This is a genomic window from Aeromonas sp. S5(2024) (assembly GCF_041403025.1).
In the GTDB taxonomy this organism is placed as follows: Bacteria; Pseudomonadota; Gammaproteobacteria; order Enterobacterales; family Aeromonadaceae; genus Aeromonas; species Aeromonas hydrophila.
This window is the reverse complement of the sequence record NZ_JBGLRI010000006.1, coordinates 23,002-47,190: the sequence shown is the minus strand read 5'-3', so window position 1 is coordinate 47,190 and position 24,189 is coordinate 23,002. Positions and strand designations below refer to the sequence as shown.

The window sequence follows — 24,189 nt, the reverse complement described above, 5'->3', positions numbered from 1 at the left end:
GCCTCTTGGGAGAGATGAGATGGAATTCCTGACCCACGATCTGGCCGCCCTGTTTGCCCAGCTGGGGCTGGCCAACGACGAGCTGAGCCTGCACCGCTTCATTCACGAGCACCGCTTGGACAACCAGACCCTGCTGCCGGAAGCCCCCTTCTGGAATCGCGCCCAGGCCGACTTTCTGCGCGATGCCCTGTGGAACGATGCAGACTGGTCGGAAGCCATCGACGAACTGGACGTGCTGCTGCGCCGGCCCGACTGACCCTTGCCCCGCTGTTCAGCGCCCCGCGCTTTGGTTAAGCTCTCTGCCCGTCCAGCCCGAACCACTTTTCATCCTGCGCAGGAGTCCCATGTCAGCCCAAGAGATCATCCGCATCGCCAATGAACTGGCCGCCAAGGGGATCACCCCCTCCACCGCCATGGTCAAGGCCCGCCTCAGCCAGCCCGTCCCCATGGCCGAGCTGCTCAAAGTGCTGAGCCAGTGGAAGCAGCAGCCCGCCAGTGCCCCGGAAGCCGGAAGCACAGCGCAGAGGACTCCCTCGCCCGCCGCCGAGCCCACCCTGCTGCAGCTTGCCGAACGGCTCGAGCGGCTCGAACAGAAGGTGGATCGGCTGACCGAACTGCTGCTCCAGCAGGGGAAGCAGTAAGCCATGTACATCCTCGAACTCTGCTTTGAGTGCTATCGCGACACCTCGCTGGGCGAGGCCGAGCGGGCCATCGTCAACTACCTCGACATGCTGCGCTATCAGGGGCAGATCCTCGGCCGGGAGTTTCCCACCAGCATGCACGAGGGCTATTTCGTCAGCCGGGTGGTCTGCCCGGAGCAGGACAGCCTGCACCCGGACAACCAGAGCGAGCAGGTCAAGCTCGCCGAGCAGCAGCTCAATCAGGCCGGCCTGCTTGCCCCCAAACTCCAGCTGCAGGGGGCGGATCTGCTCTCCGACAGCACCGACCCTTGCGGCCATGATGGCGAGCGCCCCAGCTGGATGCTGCTCTACACCAGCTTCCTGCACACCTGCTCGCCGCTGCGCTGCGGCGATCACTTTGCCCCCATCCCGCTCTATCGGCTGCCGGCCGTCGCCAACGGCGACCACAAGCAGATAATCAAGTGGCAGGAGGATTGGGAGGCGTGCGATCAGCTGCAGATGAACGGCTCCATCGCCGAGCATGCGGCGCTGCACGAAATCGGTGAAGTGGGCAGTCGGCTCCAGCGCCGTGGCAGCGATCTCGGCAAGCGGCTGGAAGCCCTCACCGGCATCCCCACCTACTACTACCTCTACCGGGTGGGCGGCCTGAGTGCGGCCGAGGAGAAAGCCCGTCCCTGTCCGAGCTGCGGCGGCGAGTGGGCGCTGGCCGACCCCCTGCACGAGATCTTCGACTTCAAGTGCGATCCCTGCCGGCTGGTCGCCAACCTCTCCTGGGATTTCAAGGACTGAGCCCGACGGTGAACCAAACAAAAACGCCTTGCCGGTCGGCAAGGCGTTTTTCATTGCAACTGACGCCCTTTATTGCGGCAAAGTCTCCAGCCGATCGAGGAACGCCGGCAATGAGGGCGCCAGCACCAACCGACGGCCCGAGTCGAGCCACTCCAGCCACACCTGCCCGCTCTCGTTGTCGAGCGACACCAGCGTCATCTCGTTGCGGGTGGTGGCAATGAACAAAGAGGGTGAGCGCTTCAACTTGCGCAGCATCAGCAGATGGCCGATGAGGTTCTCCTTGAGCAAGTCGAGATCCGCCTCGTTCCAGGGCAGCACAAACTCGAGCCGCAACCCCTTGTAGAGGCAGGGCACAGGACGGCTGAACCAGCCACCAAATAGGGCCTGCGCGGCCGGATGCAGAGTCAGCTCGAGCGCCTCGTTCATTGCCGTGAAATCGGCGGGCTCGGCGCGCCGATGCGGGCGCCAGGCCACCCGACCCTCCTTGGGCTCATCAAGCTCGCAGGGGGAGCGCCAGTCTGCCTCCCACTCGCACAGGGGCAGCCCTCGCCTCGCCTCGCCATCGCGCTGCCAGCGCAAAAAAAAGTGTTCCAGGGCAGACAAGACTTGATCCGACATCGAAATTCCCCACAATTGCTGCCAAAGTTCGCTATTGCACCATCAAAGCCATGAGCAGACAAGGTGCAGCGCGGATCGCCAGCCGGCGCTCCCCGCCTTGCCGCCCCCATCGGGCGCATGCTCTGCCATCGCCCATTCAACGTTCGAGTCAGCACACATGAGCAAACAAGAGAGATACGCCGGAGCCAGCGCCCTACAGGGGCTGAGCCTGGGTCAACAGTCGGCCTACATCAGCCAGTACACCCCGACCCTGCTGCAGCCGGTGCCCCGCAGCCTGAACCGCGACGACCTCGGCCTTGGCGGCGAGCTGCCGTTCCAGGGCTGCGACGTCTGGACCCTGTACGAGCTCTCCTGGCTCAATGCCAAGGGCAAGCCCATGGTCGCCGTCGGCGAGGTCTCGGTCCCCGCCACCAGCGCCAACCTCATCGAATCCAAGTCGTTCAAGCTCTATCTCAACTCCTTCAACCAGACCCGCTGTGACTCGCTGAAAGCGGTGCAGGCCATGCTGGTCAAGGACTTGAGCGCCTGTGCCGGTAGCGACGTGAGCGTCGCCCTGTTCCCGCTGGCCCAGGCCCCGCACCACATTGCCGCCCTGCCGGGCGAGTGCATCGACGAGCAGGACATCGCCGTGGACTGTTACGAGTTTGATGCCGACCTGCTGCAAGGCGCGGCCGGCAGCCTGGAGGTGGAGGAGACCCTGCACAGCCACCTGCTCAAGTCCAACTGCCTGGTGACCAGCCAGCCCGACTGGGGATCCGTGGTGATCCACTATCGCGGCCCGCAGCTTGACCGGGAAAAACTGCTGCGCTACCTCATCTCGTTTCGCCAGCACAACGAGTTCCACGAGCAGTGTATCGAGCGGATCTTCACCGACCTCAAGCACTTCTGCCGCCCGAGCCAGCTGACCGTCTATGCCCGCTACACCCGTCGCGGCGGCCTGGACATCAACCCGTTTCGCAGCGACTGGGAAGTGGTGCCGGCCAACCTGCGCCTGATCCGGCAATAATCCGTCACCCCGCCGGGCCTGCAGCGCGGCCACGGCCCGGATAGCGGGGCCGGCGCGCAATCTGTCAGTAAACTCTGGACGCACGGGGGCGGGCTTGGATAACATGCCCTCACTCCCGTGCTGCCCTTAATCCAATGAATCAACTGTTTTTTCTGGCAATGATGATGTCCTCCCTGTCGGCTCCTGATCTGGATCTGGCCAAGGAGCAGTTGTCCATCGATCTGCAACAGGCCCAGACCCTGGTGCTGACCGACCCCGCCAGATGCGTGCAGATCACCTCCGCCTTCCTCACCCGCACGGCCAATAATCCCAAGCAAATCATCAGCAATCGCCAGGAGTACGGCTACCGCGAGCCACTGTTGAGCTATGGCACCGCCGCCCAGGCCACCGGCGCCCACCTGCTCAAGGGGGAGTGTCTGCTGCAGCTTGGCCAGTTCCAGGCGGCGCAGAAATCCCTCGATCAGGGCATCGCCATGGCGGCCAAGGAGCAGCAACTGGAGCTGCAGGCCCACGGCCTCTATCTGAAGATCCGCAGCCAGAACCTGCAGGAGCGTTCCCACGGCGCCAGCGGCGGCCTGCTCGGTCAGCTGGAGACCTTGCTTAGTACCCCCAGCCTGAAAGAAAGCCAGCTGCAGGTGTACAGCCGGCTGCTGCGCACCAACGCCAGCATAGAGGCGCACCAGTTCGACGAGGCCAAGCGTCAGCTGGCCGAAGCCCGTCGCTGGGCGGATCAGACCAAGAATCCGCTGGCCAGCGCCTGGGTCAGCGCGGTGAGCGGCGATCTCTACCACGCCCTCAAACAGCCCCAGCTCTCGCTGGGTGACTACATCGACGCCCAGCAGCAGGCCAGAGGGTTACAGGATCCGCTGTTCCTCGGCCTGCTGTCGAACCAGATAGTGAACCTCTATCAGGAGGAGCAGGAGCCGCAGAAGGCGCTGCAATACGCCAACGAGGCGGCCAACTACTTCCATGCCCTCGGCAACCCCTCCCTGCTGAGCGACGCCCTCATCGTGCTGGCCCGCCTCAACCGGGAGCAGGGCGAGATGAACATGGCGCTGGTCTACTTCTTCAATGCCCTGGATCTGCTGGACGAGGGCAACAACCGCACCCGCATCGCCCACCTCAAGTACGAGATAGGCAAAACCTATCTGGAAACCGGCAACCTGACCCTGGCCCGCAACTACCTCACCGCGGCCCGCCAGTCCCACGAGCTGGGGGACGACAAGGAGCCACTGATCGACACCCTGCTGCTGCTGGGTGAGCTGCACCTCAAGCAGAAGGAGGCGGGCATCGCCATCCTGCAGTTGGAAAACGCGCTGGCACTGGCCAACCAGATCGGCGACGCCCAGCGCCAGTTCGAGATCTTCCGCCTGCTCTCGGCGGCCTACGAGCAGAAGGGCTATCTGCAGCAGGCGCTGGACAGCTACAAGAATTTCCACCAGCGCAGCGAGCAGGTCCGCCAGCAGCAGGTCGATCTGGAGCAGGAGGCGATCCGCGACAACTACGCCCAGGTGGAGCGGGAGCAGCAGATCAAGGAGCTGCAGCAGCAGCTGAGCACCAGCAAGCATCAGCAGGATCGCTACCTCTGGTCGAGCGTGGTGACCGGTCTGTTGCTGACCCTGTTCATCTATCTGTTCTTCACCCTCTGGCTCAAGCTGCGGGTCGCCCGTCTGCAGGGCAAACAGCTGGGCGAGGCGCTGCTGCTCGAGCCACGCACCGGGCTGGCCAACTGGCAGCGACTGATGAGCCGCTGGCCGCGGGAGATGGCCAAGCGCCAGCAAAAATCCGAGCGCTGGTATTTAAGCGAGCTGCCCACCAGCGAGTTCGACGACAAGCTGCACTACCTGCTGTTTCGGGTACCCTTCCTGGTCAACAGCCTGGAACAGCACGGTTATCAGGTGAGCCGCGAGATAGAACAGGCCTTCGGCGCCTACGTCAACGGCCTCACCCCGCAGGATGGCCGCATCTACGACCTGCGCGAAGGCCACCTGCTCTATGTGGTGCCCCAGCGTCATGTGGAAGACCTGCACCGACTGGCCCACGGGCTGCTTGCGGCACTGGCCGAGTTCCCCTGCCAGCACCCGCTCGATCGCCACATCAGCCTCGGCATCGTCAGCCACCCCTTCCTGCCCAAGGCGGCCACCGCCCTCGATCATCACGGCCTGTTCGACCTCTGTTATCTGGCCCTGGCAGGAGCCATTCAGCTCAGCGAAAAACACCAGCAAAGCGTCTGGCTGGAGCTGGCCGCCATCGATTGCCAGCAGGCCGCATTTTTTAATGGGGATGTGTGGCAATGCTGCTTGATGGCAATTGACAAGGGACTGGTAAAAGTAAATTCTTCTCATGAAAAGCAATGGGTTAATTGGCTTCGACTTTCACGGACGAAAGCGCCGGTTGATCAATGACAAATAGATAATCAACTGGGTCTGGAACTGGGTTCGACCGCTGTTGCTATCCAACACAACAACGATAATGACAACAGGGCGACCTGAATAATGAATGATATCGCTGCCGTAGCCGGACAATTGGCCAGACTCAGGGAATCCCTTCAGCAAAAGCAGCTGGAGCTGGACGGCGTCGTCTCTTTCTCCGACACCGAACGCGCCCGCAGCATCCAGTTCATCGCCAAGCTGATGCAGGCCTGTCGCGGCCACGATCGCGAGCTGGACAACAAGCTCGCCAAGCTCAAGCAGAAACTCGATGGCAACCCGCCGCTCTCCTCCCTCGATGCCGACCTCGCCGTCATCGAGAAGCTGTTGCAGCAGCACGGCAACGCGCTGGAAGAGTCCATCTCCCTGACCAAGTCCGCCATCGAGCTCGGCAGCAAACAGCTCAAGGCTCTCAAAGGCTTTCCGGAAGATACCCGCAAATCCCTCAAGGAGTTTCTGGCAAGCCCGGATGGCTATGGCATCGGCGATCACCAGAAGAAGGTGATCCGGCTGCTGGAGTTCTACCAGCAGGCCATCAAGATCCAGCTGCTGCCCACCCAGCCCCTGCTGGCCCAGAGCGCGCCTGCCGGCAACCAGACCGAAACGGTCACCGACCTTGCCGCGCCGGAGCCGGGCGCCCCCTTTGACGTCAAGGTGCACGCCCACATCGCCGACGAGCTGCAGCGGCTCATCACCGAGCTCGACTTTGCCGGCGCCGTCGGCGAGAGCCTGGCGGACATTCGCCGCCAACTGCTCAATGGCATCACCCCTCCCCTGCTGGCGGAGATCTGCCTGCAGGTGATCGAGCTCATCATCGAGGGCACCCGCGAGGAGCGCAAAGCCTCCCAGGCGTTTCTCAGCACCCTCAACGAGAGCCTCTCGGCAGTCCACTTCAGCTTCACCGAATCCCTCGACGAGGGGCGCGCCCTGCAAAGCGCCACCCTGGATACCCGTAAGGCCATCGACAGGGAGCTGAAGGCCATCGACCACACCCTGGCCAGCCATGACACCCTTGATGACCTCAAGGGGGCCATCTCCGGCCACATGGGGGCCATCAACCTGCTGCTGCAGGACAGGGAGGCCATGGCCGCCCGCGAGCGCCATCTGCTGACCCGCCTCTCCACCATGGAGGCCAAGCTGCGGCTGATGAAGGAGGAGACCGCCGAATACAAGAAGCGGCTCACCATCCAGAAACACAAGCTGTTCCTCGACAGCCTGACCCAGGTGCACAACCGGGCGGCTCTCGACGAACGGCTCGAGCTCGAATACAAGCGCTGGCTGCGTTACAACACGCCGCTGTGCCTGGCCATCATCGACATCGACCACTTCAAGCACATCAACGACAACTACGGCCACATGGCCGGCGACAAGGCGTTAAAGGTGGTGGCCAAGGCGCTGCAGGGGGCCCTGCGCGACACCGACTTCATCGCCCGCTTCGGCGGCGAGGAGTTCGTGGTGCTGCTGCCGAACATCAACCCTGACAAGTTCCAGAAGCCGCTGGAGACCTTGCGCCAGACCATCAAGAGCATTCCGTTCCGTTTTCGGGATGCCAGGGTCGAGATCACCATCTCCATCGGTGCCACCCTGTTTAGGGAGGGAGATCACACCACGGACGCGTTCGAGCGGGCCGACAAGGCACTCTACAGCTCCAAGAACTCGGGTCGGGATCAGGTCAATCTGGCCTGATCGGCGACTAAAAAAGCAGCAAACGCACTTTCCCCCTATTCCCCTGCCCCACCGCTTACATCTACTATCAAATTCAAGGGATGCCACAGGGCATCCCGTTTTCTCCCCAGGGAAAAGCACAACGATAACAAGCGAGTGAAAGGGGAACCTATGATTACGCACATCAATCCAGTCGGCAGCATGGACTTGCTGTCCCAGCTCGAGGTGGACCGCCTCAAGCAAACCGCCTCCAGCGATATCTATCAACTGTTTCGCAACTGCTCGCTGGCGGTACTCAACTCCGGCAGCCATACCGACAGCTCCAAAGAGATACTGGAGCGCTTCAAATCCTTCGATATTCATGTGATCCGGCGCGAGCGCGGGGTCAAGCTCGAGCTGTTCAACGCCCCCGAGCACGCCTTCGTCGATGGCGAGATCATCCGCGGCATTCAGGAGCACCTGTTCTCCGTGCTGCGCGACATCCTCTATGTGTCGACCCAGCTGGAGTCGAACCGGCTGGTCAACCTGACCAGCTCCACCCACATCTCCAACGTGGTGTTCGCCATCCTGCGCAACGCCAAGGCGATCCTGCCGGGCGCCGACCCCAATCTGGTGGTCTGCTGGGGCGGTCACTCCATCAACGAGATCGAGTACCAGTACACCCGCGCGGTAGGCAGCGAGCTGGGCCTGCGTGAGCTCAACATCTGCACCGGCTGCGGTCCGGGTGCCATGGAGGGCCCGATGAAGGGCGCCGCCGTCGGCCACGCCAAGCAGCGAGTGCGCAACGGCCGCTACATCGGCCTCACCGAGCCTTCCATCATCGCCGCCGAGCCGCCCAACCCCATCGTCAACGAGCTGGTGATCCTGCCGGACATCGAGAAGCGGCTGGAGGCCTTCGTGCGCCTCGGCCACGGCATCATCATCTTCCCGGGCGGGGTCGGTACCGCCGAAGAGCTGCTCTACCTGCTCGGCATCATGATGCACCCGGCCAACGAACGGCAGCCCATGCCGATCATCCTGACCGGCCCGAAGGAGAGCGCCGATTACTTCCGCGCCATCGACGACTTCGTCAAGGCGACCCTGGGCGAGCCGGCCACCAGCCTCTACCGGATCATCGTCGGCGATGCGCCGGAAGTGGCCCGGGTCATGAAAGAGGCGATGCCGAAGATCCGCGAATACCGCAAATCGGTCGGCGATGCCTACTCCTTCAACTGGTCCCTCAAGATCGAGCCGGAGTTCCAGCTGCCGTTCGAGCCGGATCACGCCAACATGGCCAGCCTGGACCTGCACCGCAATCAGCCGCCCCAGTTGCTGGCGGCCAACCTGCGCCGTGCCTTCTCCGGCATCGTCGCCGGCAACGTCAAGGAAGGGGGCATCCGCGCCATCGAGAAGAAGGGTCCCTTCAAACTGCACGGCGACAAGGAGCTGATGCACCTGATGGACAAGCTGCTGGAGAGCTTCGTCAAGCAGCAGCGTATGAAGCTGCCGGGCAGCCAGTATGTGCCCTGCTACGAAATCGTGCGCTGACGGGCAGCACTGCTGAAACGAGGGGCGCATGGCGCCCCTTTTTTGTCGCAGGGGATGCCCGCGGCCATCAATCCCCCATCGAGCCCGCTGGTTTGTTACAATGGGGCGTCCCGACTGCCAAGAGTGCCCCATGTCAAACCCAAGGCCACACCTGCTCATCATCGATGCCCTCAATCTCATTCGCCGACTGCACGCGGTTCAGGCCCAGCAGGCGCTGACCCCGGCCCAGGCGTTGATCGCCACCCGTGCCAACCTCATCAACACCTGCCGCAAGCTGCTGGCCGCCAGCGAGCCGACCCACGTCATCGCGGTCTTTGACGGCGAAGTGCACAGCTGGCGCAAGGAGGTCTACCCGGCCTACAAGGAGGGGCGAAGCCCCATGCCGACCGAGCTGCGTGATGGCTTGAACGAGCTGCAGGATGCCTTCTGGGAGTGCGGCGTGGACGCCCTGCTCTCCCAGACCGACGAGGCGGATGATCTCATCGCCACCCTGGCCACCGGCATTGCCCAGCACGGTGCCAGAGCCACCATCATCTCCACCGACAAGGGGTTCTGCCAGCTCATCTGCCCGCAGATCCAGATCCGCGACTACTTCAACAAGCGCTGGCTGGATGCCGCCTTCGTCGAACAGCAGTACGGGGTGGCGCCGGCACAACTGGTGGATTTCTGGGCCCTCACCGGCATCAGCGGCTCCAACATCAAGGGGGCACCCGGCATCGGCCCCAAGACCGCTACCCAGTTGCTGCAGCAATACGGCGATCTGGCCAGCCTGCTGGCGGCCTGCCAGCAGGAAGACGCCGCCAAGGCGCTGCTCAAGCTGCGCCAGCACCAGGATGAGGCCCTGCTGGCCCAACGGCTGGTGCGGCTGCAGCGAGACATTCCGCTCGGCTTCAACCTGCGGGAGATCCGCTATCCACCGGCTCCCGAAGCCTGAGCAAGCGAAACCGCCAAGCATGATCGGACTCACTCTCGCTGTTGACAAAAACAGATAGAATGTAAAGAAACATGGAGGGTTAGGTGTAGAAATGGTATAAAACCGCCGAATCCTCCCCCTCTGTTCCCTAGAAGTGGATACGTCTCATGTCAAAAAGAAAAATTACCGTCATCCCGGGCGACGGCATCGGCCCCAGCATCATCGAATCCGCCATCCAGATCCTGACCCACGCCGGTTGTGACTTCGAATACGAATACGCGGACGCCGGCCTGGTGGCGCTGGAGAAGCACGGCGAGCTGCTGCCCCAGGCGACGCTGGATCTCATCGAGAAGAACAAGGTCAGCCTGAAGGGCCCGCTCACCACCCCGGTCGGCGGTGGCTTCACCTCCATCAACGTCTCCCTGCGCAAGAAATTCAACCTCTACGCCAACGTCCGCCCGGTACTCTCCTTCAAGGGGACCCGCAGCCGTTACGACAACATCGACATCATCACGGTGCGCGAGAACACCGAAGGCATGTATTCGGGCGCCGGTCAGAAGCGCAGCGATGACAACAAGAGCGCCGAGGCGATGAGCATCATCACTCGCGAAGGGGCGGAACGCATCGTCAAGTTCGCCTTCGAGCTGGCGCGCCAGGAAGGGCGCAAGAAAGTCACCATCATCCACAAGGCCAACATCCTCAAGTCCACCTCCGGCCTGTTCCTGGAAGTGGCCCGTGAAGTGGCCAGCCGCTACCCGGACATCCAGAGCGAAGAGATGATCGTCGATGCCGCCTGCATGAACCTGGTGATGTACCCGGAGCGTTTCGACGTCATGGTCACCACCAACCTGTTCGGCGACATCCTATCGGACCTGTGCGCCGGTCTGGTGGGGGGCTTAGGGATGGCACCGGGCGCCAACATCGGCGATGGCGCCGCCATCTTCGAAGCGGTGCACGGCTCGGCACCGGATATCGCCGGCAAGAACATCGCCAACCCGACTTCGGTGATCCTCGCCTCCATCCAGATGCTGGAGTATCTGGGCATGCAGGACAAGGCCGAACGGATCCGCGAGGCAGTGCGCGCCACCATCGAATCAGGCGACCGGGTGACCCGGGATCTGGGGGGTACCGCTTCCACCAGCGAGTTCACCCAATCCATCATCGACCGTTTGTAATCACACCCAAAACATTGATTTTAAAAGGGAGCTTAGGCTCCCTTTGTTTTATCTCTCGGCGCGCCTCCCCCTTTGTCGATTGGCTACTATGTTCAATAGATAAGGGATAAGGAGATCCATTATGCGCGCTATCGTTACCCTGCTGCTCATCAGCAGCAACGCCATGGCAGTAGACAGACCGGTCGAGAATGCCTGGCCGCAATTGCCCCCCTCTTCCCAGCAGGCCAGCCAGGTCTGGCGCTCCAACGTGGATACCAACGACCTGCTCAAGGCACCCAAACCGCTCTCCTTCGGGATGGATGTCGTGACCGACAGCGATGGCAACAGCCAGGTCACTCCCTATCAGAAACTGAACCTGACCGCCGAGAAGAGCGTGAGCCTCTCCTTCGAGCAGCACAAACCCAGGATCAAGTTCAAGACCGCCGGCATGAACACCTCCATCAAGCTGCGCGGCAACGGGGTGAAGCTGGAATTCAGCCCGACCGATCGCACCATACCGCTCGACATCGAACTCAAGCTCACCGACGGCGAATCCTCGCTGCGTTTCGATTACCGATTCTGAGGACGCAGAAATGACAAGGCCGGCAACCCGTGGGTTGTCGGCCTTGTGGTCAGTGGCTCACCGCCAGCAATTACTCCTTGGCGGAGAGCTTGGAAACCCAGTACTTGTTGTAGACGTGCACCGTGATCTCTTCGCGATCGTGATAGAGCTGCTTGGCCTGGATTACGAAGGCGTTGTCGATCTCCCTGAGCAGCTCGCGCAGCACCTCGATGTTGTGCACCGCCTCGGCGTAGCGCTTCTTCATCGGCAGCTTGAGGTTGAACATCGCCTCCTGGCAATCGCTCTCCCGGAACCAGTCGGCAATCATGTGGGTGACCCGCGCCGGCTTGTCCACCATGTCGCACACCAGCCAATAGGTGTTCTTCTTGCTCGGTCGCCACACGAAGCCATCGTCGCGGATGTGCTTGACCTGACCGGTATCCATCAGGGACTGGGCCATCATGCCGTTGTCCACCGCCGTCACCATCATGCCGCGACGTACCAGCTGATAGGTCCAGCCACCCGGGCAGGCGCCCAGATCGACGGCCTTCATGCCGGAGGTGAGGCGCAGGTCCCACTCTTCCCGCGGCACGAACACGTAGAAGGCCTCTTCCAGCTTGAGGCTGGAGCGGCTCGGAGCATCGGCCGGGCAGCGCAGACGCGGGATGCCCATGTGGAATTCGGAGTTGTTGAAGGAGTAGGAGTAGCCCAACAACACGTGATCATTGGCCAGGAAGAAGGCGTGGAACACCGGCCGGTGAGGCGTCTCCTTCTTGGTCAGCAACTCGTTGCCGCGCAGCGCCTGGCGCAGCGGCACTGTGAACTTGCGGCAGAAGGCCGACAGCTCTTTTGCCTCGTTGGTATCGGCGGTTTCCACCCGCAGATCGCCACAGATGGCGTAACCCTGGGTCGCCTCCAGGATGGGGGTGATGCGATCCGACAGATCCAGATCCTTCAGCTCATGGGTCACTACCAGCATCTGGCGAATGAAGATGAGCTCGCGGAACGGCAACTTGCGCGCCAGCAGATCGGCCTGCTCCTCGTCATACAGCTCGAATATCACGTAACCGCTGTCGTCCTTGACCCGGGCGAAACCGTAGCACTGCATGTTACTGGCACGCTCAGTGATCTCTGCCGCCGCCTCTTTCTCAAAACCGGGGCGGCAATAAAGCAGCAGATTATTCATTTTTTCCTCCAAGACGACAGCCAGCCCATATCAGAGCCGCCCATCCCAACATAAAACAGAGGCCACCGGCCGGGGTAATCAGCCCCAGCCCCTTGCTGCCGAGCAGCACCATGGCATAAATACTGCCGGAGAATCCCAGGATCCCCAGCACGAAGGCGGTGCCGGCAAAGGTGATGACCTTGCTGCGCACACCGCACCACCCCAGCACCAGCAGGGCCAGGGCGTGGAAAAACTGATACTGCACGGCGGTATTGAACGCCGCCAGACGCGAAGGCTCGATCCCGCTGGCTGCCAGACCATGGGCACCGTAGGCTCCCAGCAGGGTTGCCGTCAGGCCGAACACACCCGCCAGCACCAGCCAATGTCGATGGAATTGCATCCCTTGCCTCCTCGTCGTTTCGCTTCCCATCCTCATGTTAGTGTCGGGATGGTCGCGATGAAGTTCTTGATCTGCCCGGCCGCCTGCCGCAGGTTCTCCTGCTCGCTCACCCCGCTGCTCTTGCGCGGTTTGAAGCCATGATCACCATCGGTCAGCCAATGGACCGATACGGCGGGTGAGAAGGGAAAATCAGCCAGTTCGGCACGGGTGCCGAAAGTATCGCGCTCCCCCTGCAACAGCAGGGTCGGCGTCTTGATCTGCTTGAGCACGTCACCCCGCCAGCGGTCGGGGTTGGCCGGGGGGTGGAAAGGATACCCGAGAATGAGCAATCCTGCAGCATTCATCTCGTCCTCGCCATCCTGATAGAGTTCGGCCGCCATCCGCCCGCCCATCGACTTGCCGGCCAGAAACAGCCGGGGATGAGCAAACTCCTTCGCCATCTGGCGCCAGTGCGCCAGCAGCACGGGTTGCCTGTCCGGCGGTCTGCGTTTGCCATCCAGCGCGCGCTTGCTCATGTAGGGGAAGTTGAAGCGTACCACCTCGATGTCCGGCCCAGCCAGCAGGCGTGACAACTCGGCCAGAAAGGCGTGCTCCATTCCCGCACCGGCGCCATGGGCCAGCAGAATGCGGACGGGGGCATCGACAGCCCCCTCCCGGATCACCTCATGCATCGGCCAGCCGTGCCCGGCGACGGGCCTCCTCCTGCTCCACCAGCTCCAGCATCCAGTCGCGGAAGGCCACTATCTTGCCCTGATCGGACTGCTGCTCCTGGCACACCAGATAGAAGGCGTTCTTGCTCACCAGCACCTGCTCGAACGGGCAGATGAGGCGGCCGGCCTCTATTTCGGGCTGGGCCAGCACGCTGTGGCCAAGGGCCACCCCCTGACCGTGAATGGCCGCCTGGATCACCATGGTGGAGTGGCTGAAGATGGGCCCCTGATTGACGTTGGGCGCATCGATGTCGAGCTGGCGAAACCAGGCCTTCCAGTCGCGGCGCGAGGTGTCGTGCAGCAGGGTGTGGCGGGTCAAGTCATCCGGTGTGCGCAGCGGCTTGGGGCCGGTCAGCAGCAGCGGCGAACAGACCGGGATCAGATACTCGGTGTGCAGCTTGTCGGCACGCAGCCCAGGCCAGTTGCCACGACCGTAATAGATGGCCACGTCCACATCGTCGGTGAGCGAACCCTCGTCCATGTCCACCGCCTTGATCCGCACATCGATGTCGGGGTGGCGCTCGCTGAACTTGACCAGCCTAGGCACCAGCCACTGGATGGCGAAACTCGGCTGCAAAGAGACGGTGAGCGCCCCCTTGGCGCTGCGCGCCAGCAGCTTGTCGGTTGCCTCCGAGATAGAGGTGAAGATGTCCTTGATGTCGAGGAAGTAGCCCTGCCCCTCCTCGGTCAACAGCAGGGAGCGGTTCTTACGGCGAAACAGCTTGATGCCGAGGTACTCTTCCAGCGCCTTGATCTGGTGACTGATGGCAGCCTGGGTCACGAAAAGCTCTTCCGCAGCCCGGGTGAAGCTTAAATGACGAGCCGCGGCTTCGAATGCTTTCAGTGCATTGAGCGGGGGTAAACGACGAGACATGAGACCAGCCGACGATGAGTTTTTCTAATGGGCCGCATTATAATTTGTCGGTTGCGGGTCGACCAGTGAATAAACATAATTCGCTTCGCAATCCGTTGTCATATGGCTCACTTTTTCTCTTCCATGTTGGTTTACATGTGATTTTTGTGAGTCACTGGACTGCGATTGTGGTGTTGTGTTTCTTCCTCTGCGGGAAGAGGGGTTTAAATCGGACCGATTTAACCCAGTCTGTCATCTGAATGTGTTTGGCGCCTCCGGTTGGATGGCGCCTTTTTTCTTATCCCTATACCTTGAACTGCCCCACCAGTTGCTGCTGCTTGTCGGCCAGCGCCGACAACTCGCGACCGTTTTCGGCGGAGCTGGCCGCCTCGGCACGGATGGTGTGGCTCACATCGCGAATGTTGCTGACGTTGCGATTGATCTCGTCCGCCACCCCGCTCTGCTCCTGCGCCGCCCTGGCAATCTGCTCGTTCATCTGATGGATGGTCGCCACCGCGTGGATGATCTGCTCCAGCACGCTGACCGACAGGTCCACCTTGGTGAGCGTCAGATCCGCCTGGCTGTGGCCGGTCATGATCGCCTTCACCACGGCCTCGGTGCCGGACTGCAGCTGGCCGATGAGGGTCTGAATTTCGACGATGGCGTTTTGGGTGCGACCCGCCAGATTGCGCACCTCGTCCGCCACCACCGCAAAGCCGCGGCCCTGCTCACCGGCCCGCGCCGCCTCGATGGCGGCGTTGAGCGCCAGCAGGTTGGTCTGCTCGGCAATCCCCTGGATAACCACCAGGATGTCGTTGATGTTCTCGCTGTTGGCCGACAGGTGCTCCACCACCGGCTTGGCGTCGCTGATCACCGCCATCAGCTTGCGCATCGCCTCCTGGGTATCCGCCACCACGTACTTGCCCTCCTGCGCCGCCGTATCGGCCTGGTTGGCCGCGGCCACCGCCGAATTGGCATTGCCCGCTACCTGCAGGGCAGTGGCGCTCAGCTCCTCGAACGCGGTCGCCACCAGATCCACCTCCTGATACTGGGCCTGCATGCCGGCACTGGTACGCTCGGCAACGCTGGCGGCCTGTTCGGCGCTGGCACGAGTCCCGGCCACGGTATCGATGACCTGGCTGATGGTGCTCTGCAGCTTGTTCAAGAAGCTGTTGAACCACTTGGCCAGCTCGCCAATCTCGTCGTCACGGCGCAGCTCGATGCGCTGAGTGAGATCCCCCTCGCCGCTGGCAATGTCCTTGAGGCGGGCGACCACGGCGCGGATGGGGGCCACTATCTGGTGGGCCATCAGCCAGATGCAGATCAGGGCGACCGCCGAGATGAGGCCGCCGATGAGCAGTTGGGTCATCACGCTGCGGCTGGCCTGACCGGAGAGATCCTCCTGCAGCTGAAGGGCCGACGCCAGCACCACGCTGCGCGGCAGTTCGATGTAGATGCCCCATTTCTGCTCGGTGCCCCGCATCTTGACCGGCACGAAGGTCTGCAGCAGGGTGCCGTCAGGACTCCAGCGGCTGCTGATCTGCCCCTGACCCAGCCAGCTCTTCAGCTCGCCGGCCAGGGTCTGATACTGCTGGCCGAGCGGGCTGCCCAGGGTGACGTCGAAGCCGTCCACACCGGCGACACGGCCCTGGCTGCTGACTAGCAGCACCTTGCCCTGCCCCTCGTAGAGCTCCTGATCCATCTCCTTGACCAGGCTTTGCAGGGCGGTCAGCGAGATATCGACGCCGACCATGCCGAGCAGCTTCTCTTGCTCCAGCAGGGGCACGGTCACCGAGGTCATCAACACCTTCTGCGAGCCCACATCGTCCAGATAAGGTTCCAGCAGGCAGAGCGCCTTGCTGCGGATGCTGCAGCGATACCACTCGTTCTCCACCCCGCCGGCCGCCGTCGGGCTCTCGTCCGCCAGCACGGATTCGTTTTGCACCTCGGGTTCTATCTTGCCGTCGACCCGCGCCCAATAGGTGGAGAAGCGGCCCTGATCGTTGGAGCCCAGTGCGCTGGAGCCGTGATAATTGCTGTCTTCACCGTCGAGCTGATCCGGCTCGAACACCGCATAGACGCCGAGCAGGTTGTCAGAGGAAGCGGCCGCGTCGTGCAACTGCTGATTGACGGCGGTGCGCAGCGTTTCGGAGGAGCCGAAGTTGTCGGCCGCATTCTTGCGCTGGAACAGGATCCCCTGCCCCAGCAGGGTGGCCCGGAAGTAGGCCTCGTCCAGATAGCTGGTGACCTTGGCCGCCTGCTCGGAACCCATCGCCTTCATCCAGTTTTCGGCCGCACTCTGGGCTTCCGCCGTGGTGGAAGTCAGCACCTGATCCTGCATGTTGGCAGCACTGAAGAGAGAAGAGGCCACCAAGGCTCCGGCACTGGCCAACAAACAACAACCGGCGATCAGGGTGATCCGCCCCTGAACAGAAAGAGAACTCATGCCACCATTTCCTAGCTTTTTACAGATGTGATCAGTGTATCGGTTTTAGAAACAAAAACTTAACCTTATCACGCTAAATCCAGGGCAAGTTGGTTCACTTCACCGGCCGCGGGCAGGCCGACCACCAATCCCAGTAGCCGAATGGGTTTACCCTGCGCCCGCAGCAAGCCTTCGTGCAGCAGATCGTGAAACCGCTCCGGCTGGTAACCGCCGCGCCGGTAGACGGTGGTCTGCTGAAAATCGGCGAACTTGAGCTTGATCCCCTGCCCCATCAGCTGCTCCTTGCCATGGCTGACCGAGAACCGCTGCTCCAGCTCGGGGATAAGCTGGCTGAGCACCTGCCAGCAGGCGGCCTCATCCAGCACGTCGCTGGCGAGCGTCGTCTCCACCCCGATGGTCTTGCGCACCCGCTGGGCCTGCACCGGCTGCTCGTCATGGCCCCAGATCCGCCCGGCCAGCATCTCCCCGAGCTTGCCGAAACGGGCGATCAGCTCCTCGTTGCCGAGCTGGCGGGCATCTTCGCAGGAGTAAAGGCCGAGCGACTCCAGCCGATCCGCGGTCTTGCGGCCGATGCCGGGCAACTTGCCAAGCGGCAACTGGCGCACGAACTCATCCACCTCCTGCGGGCGGATCACGAACAGGCCGTCCGGCTTGCGCTGCTCGGAGGCGAGCTTGGCAAGAAACTTGTTCGGCGCCACCCCCGCCGAGGCGGTCAACCCCAGCTCGGTGTTGATTGCGGCGCGGATCTCGCGGGCCATCAGGGTGGCACTGCCGCCACAACAGGGGCTCATCGTCACATCGAGATAGGCTTCATCGAGAGAGAGCGGCTCCACCTGCTCGGTGTAGCGCAGGAAGATGGCCCGCAGCTGGCGGGACACCTCCTTGTAGACCGCCATCCGGCCGGGGATGAGCACCAGCGGCGGGCAGAGCTTGCGAGCCAGAGCGCTCGGCATGGCGGAGCGCACCCCGAAGCGGCGCGCCACATAGTTGCAGGTGGAGATGACGCCGCGCCTGTCCGCCGAGCCGCCGATGGCCAGCGGCACCTCGCGCAGGGCCGGGTTGTCCCGCATCTCTACCGCGGCATAGAAGCAGTCCATGTCGATGTGAATGATCTTGCGCATACCACTGTACGAATAAACAGGTAACCTGCCTATGCTAACCCAGTGCTGCCATTTCTGCCATCGGCATGAAATGAGGGTCAGATATAGACTCTTAAGGCACCATTGGTTAGCGCACCATGCAAGGAGGGTGAGATGAAGATAGGTTGGCTGGGATTGGGGCTCTGCCTGCTGGCACAGCCGGGCAGCAGCAAGGACAACCCGACCGCCGAATGCAGCTGGCTGTATGACCGCATCGCGGCGCTGGAGCAGGCCATCAAACAGGGCGACGAGCTGGGTACCCGGGAGGAGCTGGCACGCTGGCGGGACGAGTTCAAAAAGAAAGCCTGCCAGCAATACGACTACTGAGTCTTTTGCAAAAAATAACGGGCTGACCATCAGGTCAGCCCGTCGGTTATCCGGCGCGGCGCCAAATGAGACTCGGCACCCTGTCCGCTCAGATGATCCGGTTCTCCGCCAGCATCTTGCGACGGGCCTCTTCCTTGGCCATCTTCTTCTTGCGGTTGTCACAGGGTTCCGGGCAATCACACTCTTTTTCGATACCTATGCTGCCGAGCCCGCCGCAGGAGCCGGAGATGGTCTTCTTCTGGAAGATGTAACCGATGGCCATGGCCACCACTACCGCCAGAAATACCCCGAAGGTGATCAAAAAAATCTGCATGTTACCGCCCCTTATTTTCTAACCAGATACTGTTTGAAGGCATCGGAGTAGGACTCCTCGAAGCCATCATCCGTCTTGGTGATCACGAAGATAGCCAAACCCCGCTCCTTGGCATAAGCCAGGCTCTTCTCGGGCCCGAGCACCATGAACACGGTCGCCAGCCCGTCTGCGGTCATGCAGGAGGGGTGAATGACGGTCACCGACACCATCCGATGCTGGATCGGTTTGCCGGTCATGGGATCGATGGTGTGGGAGAAGCGCTTGCCGTCCAGCTCGTAATAGTTGCGGTACTCGCCCGAGGTAGCCACCCCGTTGTCACCGGCCACGATCACTTCCTGCACCGAACCGGCGTTGGCGGTGGGCTTCTCGATGGCGACGCGCCAGGGGTGCCCCTTGCCGTTGACGCCGTTGATCCGCAGCTCGCCACCGATCTCCACCAGATAGTTGCGCGAGCCCATGGACTCCAGATACTCGGCCACCTTGTCGACCCCAAAGCCCTTGGCAATGGCGGAGAGATCCACGTAGAGATCCGGAATGTCCTTTTGCAGAGTATCGGCATCGGCCGAGGTGATCACGTGCAGATTGCCGAGCCCGGTCTTCTGGCGGGTCTGGGTGATCAGCTCGTCGGAGGGCATCTTGGTCGGTCTGGCATCGGGCCCGAAGCCCCACAGATTGACCAAGGGGCCGACGGTGACGTCCAGCGCCCCACGGCTCTCACGGCCAATGTGAATGGCCTCGGTCACCACCCGCGCGGTATCGCGGGAGACCACCACCGGCGTCGAGCCGCGATGCTGGTTGAAGCGCGACAGCTCGGAATCCGGGCGGTAGGTCGACATCTGATCGTTGACCCGCTCCAGCAGCACATCGACTTCGGCCTGGAACTTGGCGGGATCCGTGATGACGCTGTCCGCCACCTTGATGGAGTAATAGGTACCCATGGTGCTGCCGGTGATGTGGATCTCCGGCTTCGATTGGACCGTTTGTTCCTGACCGCACCCAGTCAAGAAAAAGGCTAGCCCGAAGGCTAGCCAGGTCTTTACAACACTGTGCATTGATTAACCACCAAAGTCATCCAGCAGGATGTTTTCGTCTTCAACACCGAGGTTTTTCAGCATGTTGATGACGGCAGCGTTCATCACGGGAGGCCCGCACATGTAGAACTCGCAATCTTCCGGCGCCTCGTGGTTCTTGAGATAGTTCTCGAACAACACGTTGTGGATGAAGCCGGTGTAGCCGTCCCAGTTGTCTTCCGGTTGCGGATCGGACAGGGCGACGTGCCACTGGAAGTTGTCGTTCTCGGCCTGCAGCATGTCGAAGTCTTCGACATAGAACATCTCGCGCTTGGAACGGGCACCGTACCAGAAGCTCATCTTGCGCTTGGTCTTCAGACGGCGCAGCTGATCGAAGATGTGGGAACGCATCGGCGCCATACCGGCACCACCCCCGATGAACACCATCTCGGCATCGGTGTCCTTGGCGAAGAACTCGCCGAACGGACCTGAGATGGTCACCTTGTCGCCAGCCTTCAGGCTGAAGATGTAGGAGGACATCTGGCCGGGAGGGGCAGTCCAGTTGCTCGGCGGCGGGGTCGCGATCCGCACGTTCAGCATGATGATGCCGAACTCTTCCGGATAGTTGGCCATGGAGTAGGCACGGATGATCGGCTCGTTGACCTTGGACTCCAGCTCGAAGATCTTGAAGCGATCCCAGTCACCGCGATACTCCTCGGGAATATCGAAGTTCTTGTACTGCACGTGGTGAGCCGGCGCTTCGATCTGGATATAACCACCGGCGCGGAACGGTACGCTCTCGCCATCCGGGATCTGCAGCTTGAGCTCCTTGATGAAGGTGGCCTTGTTGTCATTGGAGATGACGGTACAGTCCCACTTCTTCACCCCGAAGATCTCTTCCGGCAGTTCGATGTCCATGTCGGAACGAACGGTGACCTGACAGGCCAGACGCTCGCCGTGACGGGCTTCGCCCTTGCTGATGTGATCCAGCTCGGTCGGCAGTATATCGCCACCGCCGGATTTCACCCGTACCTTGCACTGACCACAGGAGCCGCCGCCGCCGCAGGCGGAGGAGACGAAGATACCGCTGCCGGCCAGCACGCCGAGCAGCTTGCCACCCGCCGGGCTGGTCACAGCCTTGGCCGGGTCGCCGTTGATGCTGATTGTCACGTCACCGGCGGTCACCAGCTTGGACTTGGCGAACAGAATGACTGCCACCAAGGCCAGCAGGATCACGGTGAACATGACCACACCCAGAATAATTTCCATCTATATTTCCTTTCCGATTACAGGGAAATACCAGAGAAGGACATGAAGCCCAGCGCCATCAGACCCGCGGTGATGAAGGTGATGCCGAGGCCACGCAGGCCTTCCGGAACATCGGAATACTTCATCTTCTCGCGGATCCCCGCCATCGCGACGATGGCAAGCATCCAGCCGGCACCCGAACCCACGCCATAGACCACGGACTCAACGAAGTTGTAGTCACGCTGCACCATGAAGGAGACGCCACCGAAGATGGCGCAGTTCACGGTGATGAGCGGCAGGAAGATACCGAGCGCGTTGTAGAGAGCCGGGAAGTACTTGTCCAGCGCCATCTCCAGGATCTGCACCAGTGCCGCGATCACCCCGATGAAGGTGATGAAGCTCAGGAAGCTCAGATCCAGGCCGGAAACCAGGGCGCCATCCTTGAGGACGTAGTTGTAGATCAGGTTGTTGGCCGGGACGGCCACGGTCTGAACCACGATAACGGCGATCCCTAGGCCCATGGCGGTCTTGACCTTCTTGGACACCGCCAGGAAGGTACACATCCCCAGGAAGAAGGAGAGCGCCAGGTTCTCGATGAAGATCGAGCGAATCAACAGACTGATATAGTGTTCCATACCTTAATCCTTCGCCTCCACCTGCTTGGGATCCTTGGTGCGTACGCCCCAGATGATCAGACCAATGATGAAGAACGCACTCGGCGGCAGCAGCAGCAGGCCGTTGGGCACATACCAGCCGCCATTGTTCACCAGCGGCAGCAGTTCGATGCCGAACCAGGTACCGGAGCCCAGGATTTCACGCACGGTGGCCACGGTCAGCAGCACGGCGCCATAACCCAGGCCGTTGCCGATACCGTCCAGGAAGGAGGGCAGCGGGGCACTCTTCATGGCATAGGCTTCGGCACGACCCATTACGATACAGTTGGTGATGATGAGGCCGACGAACACCGACAGCTGCTTGGAGATGTCGTAGGCATACGCCTTGAGCACCTGGTCAACCACGATAACCAGCGAGGCAATCACCGCCATCTGGGCGATGATCCGCACGCTGTTCGGGATCTGGTTGCGGATCAGGGAGATGAACAGGTTGGAGAAAGCGGTGACCGCGGTAACGGCCAGCGTCATCACGAACGCCGTCTTCATCTGGCTGGTAACGGCCAGCGCGGAACAGACCCCCAGCACCTGCAGTGCGATTGGGTTGTTGCCGAGCACAGGCGTCAACAGCAAATTTTTCATTTCGCTCTTGTCAGCCATTGTTGATTTCTCCTGCACGAACCTTGGCCAGGAAAGGACCGAAGCCCTTGGGACCCATCCAGAAGTCGAAGGTATGCTGTACGCCATTACCGGTCAGGGTCGCGCCGGACAGGCCGTCGATCTCATGCTCGGAACCAGCCGGAGCATGACCTTTGATCACCCGCAGTGCCGGCATGCCATCCTGATCGAACAGCTTCTTGCCGACGAACAGCTCGCGCCAGGCCGGATTTTCGATCTCGCCACCCAGACCCGGGGTTTCACCGTGGTCGTAGTAGGTGATGCCCTTGATGGTCTGGCCATCGGCCGCGACCGCCACGAAGGCGTACATGGTAGACCACAGACCCTGGCCGTAGATCGGCAGGATGATGTTGTCGACCTTGCCCTCGGCATCTTTCGCGAAGAACACCGGGATCAGTTTGGATATTTGACGCAGGCCGGCCTTGTCGTCGGCCGGGGCCAGACGAATGCTCTTGGCCGGGTCTTTTGCCGCCAGCTTGGTATCGAAGTTGTCGGCATCGCCGTCAACGAACTCACCGGTAGTCAAATCAACCAGACGCGCTTCAATCTTGTCACCGTACAGCTGGGCCAGATCGCGCTTGGCCACGCTGCTGATGTCGACACCGGCGACGGACAGAATGTTGCTTTGCTTGTCCAGCGCCCGGTTTTCCAGCTGGGCCGGACGTAGTCCCACGGCGGCCACGGAGACCACGATGGAGCAGACCAGGCACAGACCGGTCACTATGGTGAGGGTGCCGACAGTAGAGTCTTTATTAAACGCCACGAGCGATCCTCCGCTTGATGTTCGCCTGCGCCACGAAATGGTCAAACAAGGGGGCAAACAGGTTGGCAAACAGAATGGCCAGCATCATGCCTTCCGGGAAGGCGGGGTTCACCACCCGGATCAGCACCACCATCACCCCGATCAGGGCGCCATACCACCACTTGCCCTTGTTGGTGAAGGCAGCGGAGACCGGATCGGTCGCCATGAAGGCCATACCAAAGGCGAAGCCGCCCAGCACCAGATGCCAATGCCACGGCATGTTGAACATGGGGTTGGTATCGGAACCAATGACGTTGAACAGCAGGGAGGTCGCTACCATGCCGATCATCACACCGGCGATGATGCGCCAGGAGGCGATCCGCATGTAGACGATCATGGCCGCACCGATGAGGATCATCAGGGTGGAGACTTCACCGATGGAACCGGGCAGGTTGCCAAGGAAGGCGTCCATCCAGCTGATGGTCTGGCCAGTGGCACCGTTGATCAGCGCCATCTGACCGCCCTGGGCCCACTGGCTCAGTGCGGTAGCACCCGAGTAGCCATCGACGGCAACCCAGACTGCATCACCGGAGATCTGGCCCGGATAGGCGAAGAACAGGAATGCACGACCCGCCAGTGCCGGGTTCAGGAAGTTCTTGCCGGTACCACCGAACACTTCCTTGGCCAGCACCACACCGAAGGTGATACCCAGGGCAGCTTGCCACAGGGGCAGCTCGGGCGGCACGATCAGCGCGAACAGGATGGAGGTCACGAAGAAGCCTTCGTTGATCTCGTGCTTGCGCACCATGGCAAACAGCACTTCCCAGAAACCACCGACCAGGAACACGGTCAGGTAGATGGGCAGGAAGTGGGCAGCACCGATCAGCATCTTGCTGCCGATGCCGGCGACGGCCGGATCCAGCGAAGCACCCAGCAGGGTGGCGATGGTGTATTGCCAGGTGTCGGCACCGGCAGCCGTGCCCAGATGGGCGATGGCGGCGATGGATTGGTTGCCGACGTTGTACATGCCCCAGAACATGGCCGGGAACACGGCCAGCCACACCATGATCATCATGCGCTTCAGATCGATTGCATCACGGACGTGGGCAGCATTTCGGGTCACGGAACCCGGGGTATAAAACAGGGTGTACGCCGCTTCGAACAGGGCATAGTACTTGGCGTACTTGCCACCCGGCTCGAAGTGATGTTCCATATTTTCAAGAAGTTGCTTGAAACTCATCGC

The 24,189-nt window shown here is 61.6% G+C and carries 25 protein-coding genes; 11 read left to right on the top strand and 14 right to left on the bottom strand.

What is annotated here, in order from left to right; translation table 11 throughout:
* Window positions 1-19 precede the first annotated feature (19 nt).
* From ACB032_RS13370 to ACB032_RS13360, 3 genes are all read left to right on the top strand, one after another.
* Window positions 20-256, top strand: a complete 237-nt coding sequence (locus ACB032_RS13370) for a DUF2789 domain-containing protein (protein ID WP_011705082.1) — start codon at window positions 20-22, stop codon at window positions 254-256.
* Between the two features lie 88 nt (window positions 257-344).
* Window positions 345-641, top strand: a complete 297-nt coding sequence (locus ACB032_RS13365; RefSeq protein WP_371138086.1) for a hypothetical protein — start codon at window positions 345-347, stop codon at window positions 639-641.
* A gap of 3 nt (window positions 642-644) precedes the next feature.
* Window positions 645-1,430, top strand: a complete 786-nt coding sequence (locus ACB032_RS13360) for a Zn-ribbon-containing protein (protein ID WP_371138085.1) — start codon at window positions 645-647, stop codon at window positions 1,428-1,430.
* A 69-nt stretch (window positions 1,431-1,499) separates the two neighbouring features.
* Here ACB032_RS13360 and syd read toward each other — a convergent pair whose 3' ends face one another.
* On the bottom strand, window positions 1,500-2,048 hold the full coding sequence (gene syd / locus ACB032_RS13355) for a SecY-interacting protein (RefSeq protein ID WP_017408614.1): 549 nt from the start codon (window positions 2,046-2,048) through the stop codon (window positions 1,500-1,502).
* Between the two features lie 157 nt (window positions 2,049-2,205).
* Here syd and queF point away from each other — a divergent pair, with 157 nt between their 5' ends.
* The 7 genes from queF (at window position 2,206) to ACB032_RS13320 (ending at window position 11,325) form a co-directional block, all read left to right on the top strand.
* On the top strand, window positions 2,206-3,054 hold the full coding sequence (gene queF, locus ACB032_RS13350; RefSeq protein ID WP_371138084.1) for an NADPH-dependent 7-cyano-7-deazaguanine reductase QueF: 849 nt from the start codon (window positions 2,206-2,208) through the stop codon (window positions 3,052-3,054).
* A gap of 134 nt (window positions 3,055-3,188) precedes the next feature.
* Window positions 3,189-5,459 (top strand): hypothetical protein, encoded by a 2,271-nt coding sequence (locus ACB032_RS13345; protein ID WP_371138083.1) that lies wholly within the window; start codon window positions 3,189-3,191, stop codon window positions 5,457-5,459.
* A 90-nt stretch (window positions 5,460-5,549) separates the two neighbouring features.
* A complete protein-coding gene (locus tag ACB032_RS13340) occupies window positions 5,550-7,169 on the top strand; it encodes a diguanylate cyclase (protein ID WP_371138082.1) in 1,620 nt (539 codons plus the stop codon).
* A 150-nt stretch (window positions 7,170-7,319) separates the two neighbouring features.
* Window positions 7,320-8,675 (top strand): nucleotide 5'-monophosphate nucleosidase PpnN, encoded by a 1,356-nt coding sequence (gene ppnN, locus ACB032_RS13335; protein WP_011705076.1) that lies wholly within the window; start codon window positions 7,320-7,322, stop codon window positions 8,673-8,675.
* A gap of 130 nt (window positions 8,676-8,805) precedes the next feature.
* On the top strand, window positions 8,806-9,609 hold the full coding sequence (gene xni, locus ACB032_RS13330; protein WP_371138081.1) for a flap endonuclease Xni: 804 nt from the start codon (window positions 8,806-8,808) through the stop codon (window positions 9,607-9,609).
* 146 nt (window positions 9,610-9,755) lie between these two features.
* On the top strand, window positions 9,756-10,763 hold the full coding sequence (locus tag ACB032_RS13325; protein WP_029303727.1) for an isocitrate dehydrogenase: 1,008 nt from the start codon (window positions 9,756-9,758) through the stop codon (window positions 10,761-10,763).
* A gap of 121 nt (window positions 10,764-10,884) precedes the next feature.
* Window positions 10,885-11,325: a hypothetical protein gene (locus tag ACB032_RS13320; protein WP_011705073.1), complete on the top strand. Its 441-nt coding sequence runs from the start codon at window positions 10,885-10,887 to the stop codon at window positions 11,323-11,325.
* Between the two features lie 70 nt (window positions 11,326-11,395).
* Here the strand turns inward: ACB032_RS13320 and rlmM are convergent, their stop codons facing one another.
* The 6 genes from rlmM to dinB all read right to left on the bottom strand — a co-directional run bounded on the left by rlmM (window position 11,396) and on the right by dinB (window position 17,999).
* Entirely contained in the window at window positions 11,396-12,490 is a 1,095-nt protein-coding gene (rlmM, locus tag ACB032_RS13315; protein ID WP_041217202.1) for a 23S rRNA (cytidine(2498)-2'-O)-methyltransferase RlmM, read from the bottom strand.
* Window positions 12,483-12,869 carry a DUF423 domain-containing protein gene (locus ACB032_RS13310; protein ID WP_011705071.1) on the bottom strand — a complete coding sequence of 129 codons (387 nt, stop codon included), beginning with the start codon at window positions 12,867-12,869 and terminating at the stop codon, window positions 12,483-12,485. Before ACB032_RS13310 ends, rlmM begins: the two co-directional genes overlap by 8 nt.
* A 32-nt stretch (window positions 12,870-12,901) precedes the next feature.
* A complete protein-coding gene (locus ACB032_RS13305; protein WP_371138080.1) occupies window positions 12,902-13,540 on the bottom strand; it encodes an alpha/beta fold hydrolase in 639 nt (212 codons plus the stop codon).
* Complete coding sequence (locus ACB032_RS13300) at window positions 13,533-14,453, bottom strand: transcriptional regulator GcvA (protein ID WP_005303519.1); 921 nt, start codon at window positions 14,451-14,453, stop codon at window positions 13,533-13,535. The genes ACB032_RS13305 and ACB032_RS13300 overlap by 8 nt, the downstream gene beginning before the upstream one ends.
* A 283-nt stretch (window positions 14,454-14,736) precedes the next feature.
* Window positions 14,737-16,878, bottom strand: a complete 2,142-nt coding sequence (locus ACB032_RS13295; protein WP_371138079.1) for a methyl-accepting chemotaxis protein — start codon at window positions 16,876-16,878, stop codon at window positions 14,737-14,739.
* 68 nt (window positions 16,879-16,946) lie between these two features.
* Entirely contained in the window at window positions 16,947-17,999 is a 1,053-nt protein-coding gene (dinB, locus tag ACB032_RS13290; RefSeq protein WP_065476213.1) for a DNA polymerase IV, read from the bottom strand.
* 132 nt (window positions 18,000-18,131) lie between these two features.
* On the opposite strand from dinB, the gene ACB032_RS13285 reads away from it, so the two are divergent.
* Window positions 18,132-18,344, top strand: a complete 213-nt coding sequence (locus ACB032_RS13285; RefSeq protein ID WP_065476210.1) for a hypothetical protein — start codon at window positions 18,132-18,134, stop codon at window positions 18,342-18,344.
* Window positions 18,345-18,432: 88 nt separating this feature from the next.
* Here ACB032_RS13285 and nqrM read toward each other — a convergent pair whose 3' ends face one another.
* From nqrM to ACB032_RS13250, 7 genes are read right to left on the bottom strand one after another with little or no spacing between them, the layout of a single operon-like run.
* Complete coding sequence (nqrM, locus tag ACB032_RS13280) at window positions 18,433-18,657, bottom strand: (Na+)-NQR maturation NqrM (RefSeq protein ID WP_011705066.1); 225 nt, start codon at window positions 18,655-18,657, stop codon at window positions 18,433-18,435.
* A gap of 11 nt (window positions 18,658-18,668) precedes the next feature.
* Window positions 18,669-19,709, bottom strand: a complete 1,041-nt coding sequence (locus tag ACB032_RS13275; RefSeq protein ID WP_011705065.1) for an FAD:protein FMN transferase ApbE — start codon at window positions 19,707-19,709, stop codon at window positions 18,669-18,671.
* Between the two features lie 3 nt (window positions 19,710-19,712).
* The gene (gene nqrF, locus ACB032_RS13270) at window positions 19,713-20,936 is read right to left on the bottom strand and encodes an NADH:ubiquinone reductase (Na(+)-transporting) subunit F (protein WP_011705064.1); all 1,224 of its coding nucleotides are present in this window, start codon (window positions 20,934-20,936) and stop codon (window positions 19,713-19,715) included.
* 17 nt (window positions 20,937-20,953) lie between these two features.
* Window positions 20,954-21,550, bottom strand: a complete 597-nt coding sequence (gene nqrE / locus ACB032_RS13265) for an NADH:ubiquinone reductase (Na(+)-transporting) subunit E (RefSeq protein ID WP_005303538.1) — start codon at window positions 21,548-21,550, stop codon at window positions 20,954-20,956.
* Between the two features lie 3 nt (window positions 21,551-21,553).
* A complete protein-coding gene (locus ACB032_RS13260; RefSeq protein ID WP_371138078.1) occupies window positions 21,554-22,186 on the bottom strand; it encodes an NADH:ubiquinone reductase (Na(+)-transporting) subunit D in 633 nt (210 codons plus the stop codon).
* Window positions 22,179-22,967 carry a Na(+)-translocating NADH-quinone reductase subunit C gene (locus ACB032_RS13255; RefSeq protein ID WP_011705063.1) on the bottom strand — a complete coding sequence of 263 codons (789 nt, stop codon included), beginning with the start codon at window positions 22,965-22,967 and terminating at the stop codon, window positions 22,179-22,181. Before ACB032_RS13255 ends, ACB032_RS13260 begins: the two co-directional genes overlap by 8 nt.
* Window positions 22,957-24,186 (bottom strand): NADH:ubiquinone reductase (Na(+)-transporting) subunit B, encoded by a 1,230-nt coding sequence (locus tag ACB032_RS13250; RefSeq protein WP_011705062.1) that lies wholly within the window; start codon window positions 24,184-24,186, stop codon window positions 22,957-22,959. The genes ACB032_RS13255 and ACB032_RS13250 overlap by 11 nt, the downstream gene beginning before the upstream one ends.
* Window positions 24,187-24,189: the final 3 nt, after the last annotated feature.